Annotated in this window: 13 protein-coding genes; 8 read left to right on the top strand and 5 right to left on the bottom strand. The window is 61.8% G+C overall.

The genetic code is table 11. The features are described from left to right. Positions 1 to 12: 12 nt before the first annotated feature. Together BLS67_RS14490 and BLS67_RS14485 are read left to right on the top strand one after the other, a co-directional pair. A complete protein-coding gene (locus BLS67_RS14490) occupies positions 13 to 1,134 on the top strand; it encodes a GGDEF domain-containing protein (RefSeq protein ID WP_091246493.1) in 1,122 nt (373 codons plus the stop codon). A gap of 47 nt (positions 1,135 to 1,181) precedes the next feature. Then, positions 1,182 to 1,394, top strand: coding sequence for a hypothetical protein (locus tag BLS67_RS14485; protein ID WP_091246492.1), 213 nt, complete (start codon positions 1,182 to 1,184; stop codon positions 1,392 to 1,394). Here the strand turns inward: BLS67_RS14485 and BLS67_RS14480 are convergent. Beyond that, positions 1,376 to 2,332 carry a hypothetical protein gene (locus BLS67_RS14480; RefSeq protein ID WP_091246490.1) on the bottom strand — a complete coding sequence of 319 codons (957 nt, stop codon included), beginning with the start codon at positions 2,330 to 2,332 and terminating at the stop codon, positions 1,376 to 1,378. The two genes, BLS67_RS14485 and BLS67_RS14480, sit on opposite strands and share 19 nt — an antisense overlap. Before the next feature lie 221 nt (positions 2,333 to 2,553). On the opposite strand from BLS67_RS14480, the gene BLS67_RS14475 reads away from it, so the two are divergent. The 4 genes from BLS67_RS14475 to BLS67_RS14460 all read left to right on the top strand — a co-directional run bounded on the left by BLS67_RS14475 (position 2,554) and on the right by BLS67_RS14460 (position 5,908). Next, entirely contained in the window at positions 2,554 to 3,354 is an 801-nt protein-coding gene (locus BLS67_RS14475; RefSeq protein ID WP_131801741.1) for a GDSL-type esterase/lipase family protein, read from the top strand. A 142-nt stretch (positions 3,355 to 3,496) separates the two neighbouring features. After that, a complete protein-coding gene (locus BLS67_RS14470; protein WP_091246485.1) occupies positions 3,497 to 3,733 on the top strand; it encodes a hypothetical protein in 237 nt (78 codons plus the stop codon). A gap of 78 nt (positions 3,734 to 3,811) precedes the next feature. Next, the gene (locus BLS67_RS14465) at positions 3,812 to 4,435 is read left to right on the top strand and encodes an arsenate reductase/protein-tyrosine-phosphatase family protein (protein ID WP_165617600.1); all 624 of its coding nucleotides are present in this window, start codon (positions 3,812 to 3,814) and stop codon (positions 4,433 to 4,435) included. 633 nt (positions 4,436 to 5,068) lie between these two features. Then, positions 5,069 to 5,908: a glycosyltransferase family 2 protein gene (locus BLS67_RS14460; RefSeq protein WP_091246481.1), complete on the top strand. Its 840-nt coding sequence runs from the start codon at positions 5,069 to 5,071 to the stop codon at positions 5,906 to 5,908. A 66-nt stretch (positions 5,909 to 5,974) separates the two neighbouring features. Here BLS67_RS14460 and BLS67_RS14455 read toward each other — a convergent pair whose 3' ends face one another. Further along, complete coding sequence (locus BLS67_RS14455; protein ID WP_165617598.1) at positions 5,975 to 6,970, bottom strand: glycosyltransferase; 996 nt, start codon at positions 6,968 to 6,970, stop codon at positions 5,975 to 5,977. 137 nt (positions 6,971 to 7,107) lie between these two features. Here BLS67_RS14455 and BLS67_RS24980 point away from each other — a divergent pair, with 137 nt between their 5' ends. Together BLS67_RS24980 and BLS67_RS14445 are read left to right on the top strand one after the other, a co-directional pair. Then, positions 7,108 to 8,076 carry a glycosyltransferase family 2 protein gene (locus BLS67_RS24980; RefSeq protein WP_091246477.1) on the top strand — a complete coding sequence of 323 codons (969 nt, stop codon included), beginning with the start codon at positions 7,108 to 7,110 and terminating at the stop codon, positions 8,074 to 8,076. Positions 8,077 to 8,112: 36 nt separating this feature from the next. Further along, a complete protein-coding gene (locus BLS67_RS14445) occupies positions 8,113 to 9,342 on the top strand; it encodes an O-antigen ligase family protein (protein WP_091246475.1) in 1,230 nt (409 codons plus the stop codon). Between the two features lie 18 nt (positions 9,343 to 9,360). Here BLS67_RS14445 and BLS67_RS24975 read toward each other — a convergent pair whose 3' ends face one another. The 3 genes from BLS67_RS24975 to BLS67_RS14430 all read right to left on the bottom strand — a co-directional run. Beyond that, on the bottom strand, positions 9,361 to 10,563 hold the full coding sequence (locus BLS67_RS24975) for a glycosyltransferase family 4 protein (protein WP_091246471.1): 1,203 nt from the start codon (positions 10,561 to 10,563) through the stop codon (positions 9,361 to 9,363). A 1-nt stretch (position 10,564) separates the two neighbouring features. After that, positions 10,565 to 11,905 carry an oligosaccharide flippase family protein gene (locus BLS67_RS14435; protein WP_242654122.1) on the bottom strand — a complete coding sequence of 447 codons (1,341 nt, stop codon included), beginning with the start codon at positions 11,903 to 11,905 and terminating at the stop codon, positions 10,565 to 10,567. Positions 11,906 to 11,993: 88 nt separating this feature from the next. Further along, on the bottom strand, positions 11,994 to 12,204 hold a 211-nt coding region (locus BLS67_RS14430), incomplete at its 5' end, for a GDP-mannose 4,6-dehydratase (protein WP_207500605.1).

Raw genomic sequence — 12,204 nt, 5'->3', positions numbered from 1 at the left:
GATGCGCCCGGTGTGTCGCCGACGACCACCCGCCGTCCCGGGGCCCCCGGGGCCACCAGTGCTGCCCGCGAGCGCCTGGCCCGCCGCAGCCGGATCGCGGCGCTGTGGCTGACGGTGGCCAGCGCACTGGTCGTGCCGGCGTGGACCGTGGTGGACCACGTGGTGGAGGGCCCCGACGTGGGGCGCGCCTTCCTCGGGCCGCGGTTGCTGTGCGCCGTACCTCTGCTGGCCGTGGCCTGGGTGGTCTGGCGGCGGACGCCGGGCCGCCGTCGCACGACCACCCTGACCGTCGCCGCGGTGGTGCCGGTGGAGGTCATGATCGGCTGGATGGTGCCGCAGGTCGGCCACCCGGAGCTGTATGTGCTGGGCGGGACGCTGATGCTGTATGCGGCCGGCGCCGTCCTGGTCGGCGGTGCGGGGTGGACCGCGGTGCTGGGCGCCGCGGTGGCCTGCGGCTTCCCGCTGGGGGTGCTCGACGCCGGCCGTGACCCGAGCCTGCAGGAGATCGTGTCCTGGCCGCTGTACCTGGGGACGGCGACGCTGGCCGCCGTGGTGGGTCACGCGCTGCGCTACCGGGCGGTGCTGGCCGAGATGCGGTGGGTGACGGCGCTGGAGGCCGAGCAGGAGCACACCCGGCAGCTGGTGCGCGACCTCGAGCGGCTGAGCAGCGAGGACCCGCTGACCGGGCTGGCCAACCGTCGCCGGTGGGACGAGGCGCTGGGCGCAGCCCCCGGCGGCGGTTCGTTGGCCGTGCTCCTGGTCGACGTGGACCACTTCAAGACCATCAACGACACCGGTGGTCACCCGGCGGGCGACCACGCGCTCCAGCAGGTGGCCGCCGTCCTGTGGGGTGCGGTGCGCGCCGGGGACCTGGTCGCCCGGTTGGGCGGCGACGAATTCGGCGTGCTGCTGCGCGACGTACCGGCGGCGGAGGCCCGCGAGGTCGCCGAGGCGGTGCGTGCCCGGGTGGAGGGGCTGGTCTGGGAGGGCCTGTCGGCTCCGGTGACGCTGTCCGTCGGGCTGGCCGCGGGGGAGGCGACCGACGTCCAGGCACTGGCCCGCACGGCCGACCGACTGCTCTACGAGGCCAAGGGCACCCGAAACGCCGTGGCCTGCGAGCTCGCAGCTCTTTGACAGCTCGCCGTCACCTGCAGGTCACCCGGGCCGACCAGCCTGACCGCGTGCGGATCCGCGAGACCCTCGGTGCGGTCGACGGGCCATGCCTGCTCTGCGGCAGTGCCGACGTCGTCGCGGTGCGCACCCGGCTCGCGCGACGGGGCTTGGCCAGGCTGAAGCCCGGGTTCGACCCGGACGAGCACCGCTACGAGCTGTGCCGCGGGTGCGGCGCCAAGAACCTCGAGACACCTCCGGTCGGCTACTCGCAGGTGCCGTAGGTCTCGGATTCCTGGCGGCCGCCGCAGGTGCTGCCCAGCCACTCGTACAGGCTGCCGACCTCGGTCTCGGAGTAGAGGTCGTCGCAGGCGCCGAGGTCGCCGTCGTAGCAGTCCTGGGCGTCGGCGTCGTACTGCGACTCGTAGAACGGGTCGGAGCTGGAGGGCGGCTGCACGGGGTCGCCGCCGTCGTACAGGGAGGACCACTCCGAGTCCGTCCCGTAGACCCCGGCGGGGGTGTCGGTGGCGCCGTAGTAGTCGAACTGGTCCTCGGCGTTGGCCAGCACCACGACGGTCGCGACCAGGAGCAGGGCGACCGGTGCCATGAGCGCGACCACGACCCCGGCCCCGGACCGCGGCGCGACCCACTGCTGGTTCTCCGCTGACCAGACCGGGGCGGCCGGCGGCCGGTTCTGCAGCCACGTGCCGACGGTGGGCTGCGCGACGAGGGCCAGCCGGACGACGGGCATGGCGAACCCGACCATCAGGACGGCGAGCAGCGCCACGACCACGGCTGTGTCGGGGCCGGAGTTGGAGGGGGACCCCTGGTAGTCGTAGTAGACCGGGGAGGCCATCACCGACGAGTAGTCGGCCACCGCCCACACGCCGAGCCCGAGCACGATGACGATCTCGGCGATCGTGGCGCCGATGAGCAGCCGCCGCCCCGAGCGGCGCGCCAGGAACAGGCTGCCGAGCAGCGTCAGTCCGCTGATCACGATCACCCCGACGAGGACGGCGACCGCGCCGCCGTCGTCCGCACCGGCACCCAGGGTGGCGAAGGTGAACAGCACGTAGGCGACGAGCGTGAGTCCCAGGCCGGCCTCGACGAACCCGAGGACGGCGGCCGCGGCGCCGATGCCCGGCATGCGGTGGTCCGGCGCGGGCTGGACCGGCGTGGAGTAGCCGTAGCCCGGCAGCGGGGTCTGGGCGTCGTAGGTCATCGGTGGCTCCCCGCGTGGTCGGACCGCCCGGCCGACGTGCCCAGCGACCCGGCGATTGTGGGGACGACGCCGACCCCGGTCAACGCGCCCCGCCGCCACACTCGGGCCTATGGCGACCGAGTGCCCGTAGAGGGCGATGCAGTGGCCCCATGATCGCTACCCGTGACGAACCGCCGACGACGGTCGATGGGGTGGACCGGGTTCTCTAGGTTGGGGGAGTGATGGCCCTCGAGCGCCCTCCGCGGTGGGGTCTGATCGCGATCGTCGTCCTGCTGCTGGCCAACGTGGGGTTGGTCCTGCTGCTGGTGCAGCGGCAGAACGCCGCCCCGGACCCGACGACGCCGGTCGCGGCGGCGACCGCCACCCCCACGACCAGCGCCCGGACGACGACCTCCGCGCCCACGACGACGAGCGGGCCGGCCACCACGAGTTCGGCGGCACCGACAAGCACCGACGCCGGGGGCCTGGCGGTCTACGGCGACGGGTACTCCTCCGGCAACTCCGAGGGCGGTATCGGCGCGGCCGGGTGGCCGGCGCAGGTGGCTCAGCAGCTCGGCATGCAGCTGCAGCTGACCGCGGCGACCCTCGCCGGCTATGTCCGCCCGGGGTCGACCGGCCAGACGTACCCGCAGCTCGTGCAGGCGCAGCCGCCGGCCGACGCCGCGGTCACGGTGGTGTTCGGCAGCCGCAACGACGAAGCTGCCACCCCGGCCGAGGTGCAGGCGGCCGCCGCCCAGACGTTCCAGGAGATCCTGGCGGCCGACCCCACCACCAAGCTGGTGGTGATCGGCCCGTGCTGGAGCAGTTCGGCCGCACCCGCGGAGCTGACCGCTGTGTCGGCAGCTGTGCAGGCCGCGGCGGAGGCCGCCGGAGCCACGTACGTGGACCCGCTGACCCAGGGTTGGTTCGCCGACCCGACCGGTCTGGTGTCCACCGCCGACGGCATCTCACTGCTGGACGCCGGGCACACCTACCTGACCGGCCTGATCGCACCGCTGGTGGACACCGCACGCAGCCGCTGACAACTCGGTGGTGCCCGTGGGACACGCGAGACCTCGGGTGGGCGACACCTGCACCGATGACGGCGTGTAGCCGTCTGATCACGCTACCGTCGTGCCCGCCGGACGACTCCACGCCGGCGCGGTGTGGTGAGGGGTGCCAACGATGGGCGCAGAAGCGCGACAGATCCTGCAGCGCGGCTGGTGGCTGCTGGTCATCGGTCTGCTGACCGGCCTGGCCGTGGCGCTGAGCGTCGGCCTGGTGCTCGGCTCGACCGGCGCCGACCTCGTGGTCACCGCCGTGGCCGGCCTGCTCGCCGGCAACGCCGGGGGAGTGGTCGCCGCCGTCGTCGGCATGCGCGGCGCGCCGGTGCGTCGCTCCGAGCTGTCGACTGCTGCCTAGCCCACGCTGCCCATAATGTCGACAATGAGTAAGCGTGTCGACCTCCTCCGTGACTGAACGGTCCCTAACGTCATGGCCATGCGCATCGTCTTCGTCTGCACCACCAACGTGTGGGGCTCGGCCATGGCCGAGCTGATGACGCGACAGCTCCTGTCGGAGTGGGATCCGGATCGCAAGCTGGTTCAGGTATTCAGCGCCGGTGTGCGCGCGCATGTCGGTGCGCCCATACCGGCCTCGGCACAGCAGGTGCTGGGCGAGCGCGGCATCGACGGCAGTGCCCACCGAGCCCGATGGATGAGCCCCGAGGTGTTAGCCGCTGCGGACCTCACTCTGACGATGGGCGAGGTGCAGCGAAACGCGGCCCTGGCTCTCAATCCGCGGGGCTTGCGCAGTACATTCTCGCTCAAGGAGGCGGCCGGACTGCTGCAGAAGGCTTCGGTAGTGCCGCCGCTGGCCCCAGATGGCAATTCTCACGCACCCGCGGTGGTCGCGGCGATGGCTGCAGCTCGACGCTTCCGCAAAGTTCCTCCGGGCTCCGATGACCTCCCCGATCTGATCGATGGGGTGATCCCAGCGCGGGCTCTAGGTGATCAGCTCCAGGCTGCGGTGCGGTCCGTGGTTCGAATGTTGATACTGCCGGAAGTCAGCATCCGTCGGTTTGAGCCGTCCTCGACGGTCTCCGTCTCCCCGGCTGTGGCCTGAGCTGAAGGGCCGACAACACCGACAACTTGGCCACGGCCGGCCTGCCGGTTGCACCGACCGGTGGCACGTATCCCCTTGTGGTGACAACCGTGGATCTGCTTGTTCATGGGCCGAATCTGCTGCCTGGCGTGACGCCGTAACATCGCTAGTTCAGTAGTTGCGGTGCGCCCGGGCGCGGGAACGCGAAGTTCAAGAGGCGGCGCGGGAGTCGCATCATCTAGTCGGAAGCGATGTCCTGGGAACCTGACAGGTCCGCCATTACAAATCCGTCTGCGGCAAGGGCGCCGTTCAGTACTAGCCGCCGCTGCAGGGCTGCGGGGCGCTGCATGCACGGCGACGCCGCTCAGCCGTGCCCGTGCCGTAGTGCGGCCAGAGCGCGGGCCTCTACTCCAGCCGTTAGACCCACGGAAAAGACTAAGACTCGTCATCCTCGTTCGCCCGACTGCGCGGAATGCCGCCGAATGCCATCAAGGCCCCATGGGTCCCGGACTCGACCAAACTACGGTGGGCTAGAGAGGTGGATGAGCCTCGCTCGATGGGACAGGGAACGCCGGCGGTCACCGGGCTTGCATGCTGCCGCGCTAGTCTCAGGTACCCGTTCTAGATCTTGCGGCCGCGAGGGAGTATGCAACTATGCAAAGCATCGGAATTATAATTCTAGCATTGAACGAAGAGGAAGCAATCCGCACGTGTATTGAAAGCGCGAAGCTGCTAACTTCGAACGTGACGGTGCTCGATTCCGGAAGCAAGGATCAAACTGGGCGGATTGCCGTTGCAGCCGGGGCCCAGGTTGTGCAATTTCGATGGAACGGTGCGTACCCGAAGAAGAAGCAGTGGTCTTTGGACAACCTGTACCTTGACACTGACTGGGTTCTTTTGATGGACGCTGACGAGCGCCTGAGTCCTGCGCTAGCTAGCGAAATCAAAGAAGTCCTTGCAGGCAGCCCCGTGTCGGCGTTCGAAATACCTGTTCAGTACCATTGGCGAGGAGAGGTGCTGCGCCACGGGCAAACTGTTTACAAGCGAACAATGCTGAGGCGTGGCGCGTGTAAGTTCCCTGAGATCGATGATCTTGATGCGCCAGGAAGCACGGAGGTCGAGGGTCACTATCAGCCCCTCGTGAGAGGCGCTATCGGCCGGCTTCAAAGCAGGTTGATACACGATGACCCTGATCCAATTCATGATTGGTTCGCTCGCCATAATCGCTACTCAGACTGGGAGGCATTCATTCAGATACGTCCCGAGGTGCGTGCCGCAACGCGTGCCGCGAAGTCGTCGCAGGGCAGAATTTTTGACAGAATGCCACTTAAACCTGTGGTCATATTCATATACAACTACTTTATAAAGCAGGGCTTCCGCGACGGCCGCCCTGGTTTTGAATTCGCATTCTCGTTGATGTTTTATCATGCTCAGATTCAGATGAAAATCCGTGAAGCCGCAGCGAAATCGCAGGAACAGTATCGGAGCAACTAGCGATCGGGATGGCTGGCGAGTGAACTTTGTTGACGCCCATCGACCCGCCTCTGAGCCTGGCGCGCGTCAAACCTCGTATACATCCAGTACGTCGTTGCTCATGCGGCCTAAGGTAAACTCTTCCAAGAATCGCCTCCGCGAGTTCGCGCCAAAGGTCCGATGCCGCTCTTCTGCAACCACGAGAGATTCGACAAATCCCGCAAGGCTGGCTGCGTTGCCCAGATCATCGACTAAGTATCCATTATGGTTGTGGAAAACGATGTCTCGAATGCTACCTACATCTGTTGCAACAATGGGCAGCCCAACCGAGGCGGCCTCAATCGCAGTTAGAGGCAGGCCCTCGTGTCGCGATGTCAGCAACAATAGGTGGGACTTTGCCAGTTCACTGTGGACGTTAGATATCGGGCCGGGGAACGAGACCTGCGACTCCAAGCCACGTCGAGCAATCTGCTGACGAACGATCGGCAGTAGATCGCCGTCCCCATACCATGTCCCCCTGACGTCAAGCTGTCGCGAGACAAGCTGGGCGAGAACTTCTACAAACAGTAGAGGATTTTTCTGCTCTACAACACGCGCAGCATTGACTACCTCAAAAGTGCCACCTTCCCATTGGACGGCGCGCTGCCCAGTGTCAGCGACACCGTTCTTTACAAGAAATATTCTCGATTCATCGCGGCCGTAATCTTTGGCTAGCATCTCAGCCACACTTGATCCACATGCAATCAGTTTCCGAGCGCGAAACGATGTCCATTTGTGGTCCATCCCCGGAAAGACGTTGTGAACGTGTTCAACGTGTTGCACCTTCGCCCCATAGCCTACCAGGGCGACAAATGTAGACAGGCTTCGCTGGTGAACATGCACCACATCCCACCTTCGGGATCGAACCCCAATCATTAGGGTTGCGATAAGGGCACGTCTAGTGCTTACTGTGACCTTAACAATCTTCGGGTCAAGCCTATCCAGCATGGCCCCGCTCATACTAAGCACGCCAACCGAGTGCCCCGAGCTGACCTGCTCATTCGCCAAATTTGCCAGAACGGTTTCAGTGCCGCCTGAGTTCATCGCTTGTATCACGTGCAAAACTCGCATGACGCTTCCACTTCTCTTCTGTTCGGAGCTGGGACACCCATCCCACCCATCAAACTGTTCCCGACACTACTCAAAGCCGTGATAGCGTCTGTCCAGTATCTGCAAAGAAGATGATCGAGGATAACATGTCCGGTGAACGAATCGCATCATTCCGGAACGGCGACGAACATGCCTCTATATCGGTCGTGATCCCAACTCGTGGCCGACCTGAGTTGGTAGTTCGCGCCATAGAATCTGTAATCGCCCAGTCGGTTTCACCAGTCGAGACCATTGTAGTAGTTGACGGACCCGACCCCGCGTCACTTCGTGCTCTAGGCGCGCTGCAACTTCCGTCATTGACGATATTGCAGCAGCTCGCCTCTGGGGGTGCCAGCGCCGCAAGAAATCGAGGGGTCCGAGCGGCATCAGGGGAGTTTATTGCCTTCCTTGACGATGACGATGAATGGACCCCGGACAAGTTGGAGGTTCAACTCGCCCAGATCGCGAGAGTGGAGAATGCCGAGCGACACTTCTTCTTCACCGCGGCGACGATCAAAAGTGACGGGCGTGAGTATCAATGGCCTAGGCGTGATTTGCGCCCAGGTGAGAAGATTGGTCACTACCTATTTGACCGTAGGCGACCTGGCGAGGGCTACGTACCTTTTCCGAGTGTGATGATTAAGCGCGATCTTGCGCTCGAATATCCTCTCCCAGAAGCAAGTCGCATTCACGAGGACTGGGAGTGGATGCTCAACCTTGAGTCTGCAGGTATTACTGGCCGGTGCACCTTGAGACCATTGGTCGTCGTCAACGATGCCAGTTCGCGGGTCTCGCTAAGTCGAAGTGAGGCATCCTGGGAGAATTCTTTGTCATGGGCGCTTCGCATGAGGTCGACCATGGGGGACGATGTGTTCGCGTCATTTGTGGCCACTGAAGTGTGTCGAGGTCTGCCGGGGCCCAACTGGGGAATTCGGCTGGGACTCGTCCTACTCGCGGGGGCGGGAAACTTCCGTGGGCGAGTTCTTGTGGAGTATGTTGCGAAGGCCGTCCTGCCGCGATTTGGGCAACGTTGGGTAGCGTCCAGGCGGGCCGGTGTCTAGTGGCAACAGCGAGAGTTGCATGAAGGAGGAATTAGGATGAAGCCCAATGCAGCATTAACTCCTTCACGCCTTGGTAAGACAAAGATGGGTCCACGTTCGGTAATGCCCCGCCGGACTCCCTTGAAAATCGGACTGGTGGCATTACTAACGGCGTCCGCTCTCCCCCTCGATGGAGCCTCTTCAATTGTCTTTTTGCTCGCTTGCGCAGTAACTTTAGTCTGCGTCTTCGAGTGGAGGGCCTTCAAGCTTCCAGCTGTTGTAGTTTTGTTGTTGTCTTGGCTTCTGCTTTCTGCGTTTTGGTCAGCTGATCGATCTGCTACGTTGGAAGCTGTCGCTCTATCTGGGGCACTTTTGGTCGCCGGATTTGCTGCTGGGCGACTTGCCGGGGCTAGATTCTTGCTCAACGCAGTAGTTGCGGCAGGAGACGTATTGCTGGCGCTCTCTGCGGTGACGTTCTTTGTCCTGCCGAATGTTGGCCGAACCGCTGAGGCTAGTCATGCGGGAGCCTTGAAGGGTGTCTTCATCGATCGTAATACGGCTGCGTTCGTCTTCGTGGTCATGCTGTCTGCCTATTTGTGTCATAAGCAATCGCCTTTAGCTCGCGTTTGTCGCGTTATTGCAGTGTGCGTGGCGATCGTTGCAACCGAGAGCGGGACGGGGCACGCGTTTATCATTATTGTCTTCGTAATTTTTTACTTGCTGCCGCGTGGAAGCCGCCGTCCACTCAATCAGCGGAAGGTTGCCATGTTCGTCGGTATGTCGGTGCTCCTGTCTGCGGTGGCTTTTGTCATGTCGCACCTCGATGTGGTCGCGCCGTTGCTGGGGCGCGACAGCACATTGACAGGTCGGACCGTCATCTGGGCGTCGGTCGATTCCGTGATAGGGGAACAGCCCTATGTTGGATTTGGATGGGGCGCTCTATGGCATGCAGGTGTTCCTGTCACCGAGCAGTTATGGGCGGTGGGAGGATTTCGCTTCTATCACGCCCATCAAGCCTACCTGGACGTTTTGCTTCAGGTGGGCCTCATTGGCCTCGTGCTACTTCTGTCAGTTTTCCTTGGTGCCATGTGGAGGCAACTCAGTCGGCAAGACGCGATGAATCACCCAGGACATCGTTTTGCAATGTTAACTATTGTAACCTTGGCTCTCTACGGCTTGGTCGAGCAGGCGTTCATGTCAAGCTTCGGATTTTGTGTATTGAGTCTTGTTCTAAGCATATCTTGGTTGCGCATCTCACCGAGCCTCGCTCAGAAAGTCCATGGCTGATGGCCGATGACAGTGCTGTTAATTAGAATGGCGCTGCTCGGGGTACATAGCCGATAGAGATAGGCGCTCGATCCAAGCAGGCTGGTTGACATCGCTGTCAAGCCAGTGTCGTACCAGCTGACCCCACTTCAGTGATATCTGAATGTCTCGCCACGTTTGTTCAGACGAGTTGCTGAGCTTGCCCCACAGTTGCTCGTCATCAATAAGTCGGCGTAGTTGAGTGGCGAGCTCGCGCGAGCTCCCCGCTGGAAAGATCAGCGCGTTTCGGTCATGGCGAAGATAATGTATCAGCATCGGGTGGTCAGACGCTATAATTGGAGTTCGCGATTGCAGTGCTTCGTAGACGGTCAGTGGTAAGCCCTCGGGGTATCTGTGGTGACTCGGGATAACGACGGCATCGGCCTGGCCCATCTCGCGCTTAACCGCCGCGTTAGAGAGTTTGCCAACAAAGTCAATTTTTGACGATGCTAGCTGTTGTTCCGCGAAGTGACGCAAGTAGTCCGGGACTGGTCCGCCAACCACCCTGAGGGTCACGTTTGCGCTTGTTTTGGCTAAGATCTTGGTGGCGGCAACGGCATCTGCGACGCCTTTGGTGACGTCCAAGCTTCCAACAAAAAGGCACACGAAGGGTGTTCCCTTTCGCCTTGTGCGGTGCGGTCCGACGTTCTCGGCGTGAGGCCAATCCCAGGGAACGATTCTCGTGGCAGCGACGCCGAGTGTTCGCGTAGAGAGGCATGCTGCCACATTGTGGTTAGCGATGAACTCAATGCTTGGGGAAGCAGCTACGCGGGCCAGGCGACCGAACTTGACTAGCCTCCGTAAGCGGTTGGTCCCGAAAGAGTCGGCCCATATGCATGCAAGGCGGAATTGTTCGGACACCAGTTGGGACAGTAAGGGTTCGACCGGGGCATGCAGGATCACATGAGTCGGAGCGAACTCTCTAGCCAGGCGAACTATTTGATCAGGGTCGCGGTTTGGGTCAGTGTCGGCACCAACGACTGTTATGCCATTGGGCAACTTTTCGACATAGCGGCCGTTGGAGATGCAGCAGATTATTTCGACGCTGTACTGATCGCGTGAAGCTATCTCGGAGAGTGTCTGCAAGACATACGCGTGGCCATAATAGGATTCAGTGCCGTACTCGGTCCACTGCCGATAGGCGTCTCGGTAGTCGCCTGCATATTGAATGATGAGTAGCCGACGCTGTTGCCCCGTGGTCATTTCAGAGTCCTGTCCAGGGATATCCTAGTCCAAGAAGGTATCGTAAAGTACAGCCAATAAGAATTGTGGCGGTAAATGCAGAAGCCGTAAGAAAATCTTGTCTAAGTGTGTGCAACTTTAGTCGCCAGAGGCCGTATGCAGTCACGAGGTACCTGCCAGCTTCGGCCGCAATTATAGCCACTCCAGCACCAGCTAGGCCCCACGCGGTATACAACGGATAGAGCATGAGGCAGATTAAAACAAGCCGCGCAAGGTTTCCCGTCGTGAGGTAGATTGGTCTGTCGCGCCCAAGGAACGCAGCTTCGCTAAGTGTGGAATTTATGGAGAACCACGTAGCAAGAAGAATGATGCTAAGAAGCGGTCCAGCTTGACTGTATCGCTGATCGTACACTAGAGAAACTGCGAAATCTGCTGTCGACGCGAGAATTCCGGACGCGACGCTAATCAGCAGAAGGAGACGATGTCGGAGCTTCATAGCCGATGCTGTTTCGCGCGCCGCGGAACTTTCAGCTGCGATAGCGGGGAAGAGAATTTGGTGCGTCAGTCGGCTCGCAAAAGCGCTCGGAATGTCGGAGACAATTCGAGCAATTCCGTAAATCCCGAGGGCGGCGAGAGGAGCCACGGCCCCGAGCGTGAGGCGGTCGATATTGGCCGCGGCATAAACGAAAAGTGATGATGCTGTGATCCACTTGCCGAAGCTAATGATCTCTTTGGCGTGCGCGCGCCTGAGGCGTAGGCGTTGCTGTGCGTGGGGCAACCTGTAGCTCAGGGCCGACCTCAGGGCTATGGATATGAGCGTGGAAAGTATTACCGCATAAACGCTATGCCAGAGACTAGCGGTGGTGATCACGACAGCAAAGGCGAGAATCTCGCACCGAAGCTCGAACCAGTTGCGTTCTCGAACTTGGAGGGTTCTGGAGAGGACGAATATTGCACTTGAGTGGAGGGATGTAAGCAACGGCGCGAGCGACATCAGGTATAGCGTCGCCGGCGGAACTGCGAACAGGGTGCTCAGGGGGCTTGCCAGAGACGCGAATATTGCGGAAAGGATGAAGCCGCGCACAACTTGAACTGTCCACGCGGAGTTCAGAAAATCGCGGTCTAACTGCCCCTTTCGTCTGACAATGTTCTGCTCGATACCGACATCGCTCAACAGTTCGACGCCAAAACGTATTGTGTTAACGATGATAACTATGCCGAACAACTCCGGGGACAGGAGGCGGGACAAGATAACATTGCTGACAAACCGAAGCCCGAAAGAAATGACGAAGGAGCCCGTCGTCCACGAGATGCGACGGCCATGGGTCGAACTGGTCTGCTGTGGCTCGTCTTGGAGTCGCATCATTTTGTCCCGCATTGGATGACCTTAGTGCCCGACCCCTGTATGTACGTGCAAAGCGCGGTCGATCGGACTGAGAGGGGTGGAGTCATCATGAGTCGACGCGGACCGCTCGGCCGGAGAGCTGGTCGTCCAACTGCTTGATGTCGGCGTCGACCATGATCTTGACCAGGTCGGGGGTGAGGACCTTGGGTTCCCACCCGAGGATGGTCTTGGCCTTGGTGTAGTCACCGACGAGGGCGTCGACTTCGCTGGGGCGTTCGTAGCGCTGGTCGTAGGCGACGTGCTGCTCCCATTCGAGG

The organism is Klenkia soli (genome assembly GCF_900103975.1).
GTDB lineage: Bacteria > Actinomycetota > Actinomycetes > Mycobacteriales > Geodermatophilaceae > Klenkia > Klenkia soli.
This window is presented reverse-complemented; position numbering and strand designations above follow the sequence as displayed.

Coding starts and splice junctions, on each gene's coding strand:
- BLS67_RS14480 (WP_091246490.1), bottom strand. CDS start 2,332: ATGACCTACGACGCCCAGACCCCGCTGCCGGGCTACGGCTACTCCACG.
- BLS67_RS14475 (WP_131801741.1), top strand. CDS start 2,554: ATGGCCCTCGAGCGCCCTCCGCGGTGGGGTCTGATCGCGATCGTCGTC.
- BLS67_RS14470 (WP_091246485.1), top strand. CDS start 3,497: ATGGGCGCAGAAGCGCGACAGATCCTGCAGCGCGGCTGGTGGCTGCTG.
- BLS67_RS14465 (WP_165617600.1), top strand. CDS start 3,812: ATGCGCATCGTCTTCGTCTGCACCACCAACGTGTGGGGCTCGGCCATG.
- BLS67_RS14460 (WP_091246481.1), top strand. CDS start 5,069: ATGCAAAGCATCGGAATTATAATTCTAGCATTGAACGAAGAGGAAGCA.
- BLS67_RS14455 (WP_165617598.1), bottom strand. CDS start 6,970: ATGAACTCAGGCGGCACTGAAACCGTTCTGGCAAATTTGGCGAATGAG.
- BLS67_RS24980 (WP_091246477.1), top strand. CDS start 7,108: ATGATCGAGGATAACATGTCCGGTGAACGAATCGCATCATTCCGGAAC.
- BLS67_RS14445 (WP_091246475.1), top strand. CDS start 8,113: ATGAAGCCCAATGCAGCATTAACTCCTTCACGCCTTGGTAAGACAAAG.
- BLS67_RS24975 (WP_091246471.1), bottom strand. CDS start 10,563: ATGACCACGGGGCAACAGCGTCGGCTACTCATCATTCAATATGCAGGC.
- BLS67_RS14435 (WP_242654122.1), bottom strand. CDS start 11,905: ATGCGACTCCAAGACGAGCCACAGCAGACCAGTTCGACCCATGGCCGT.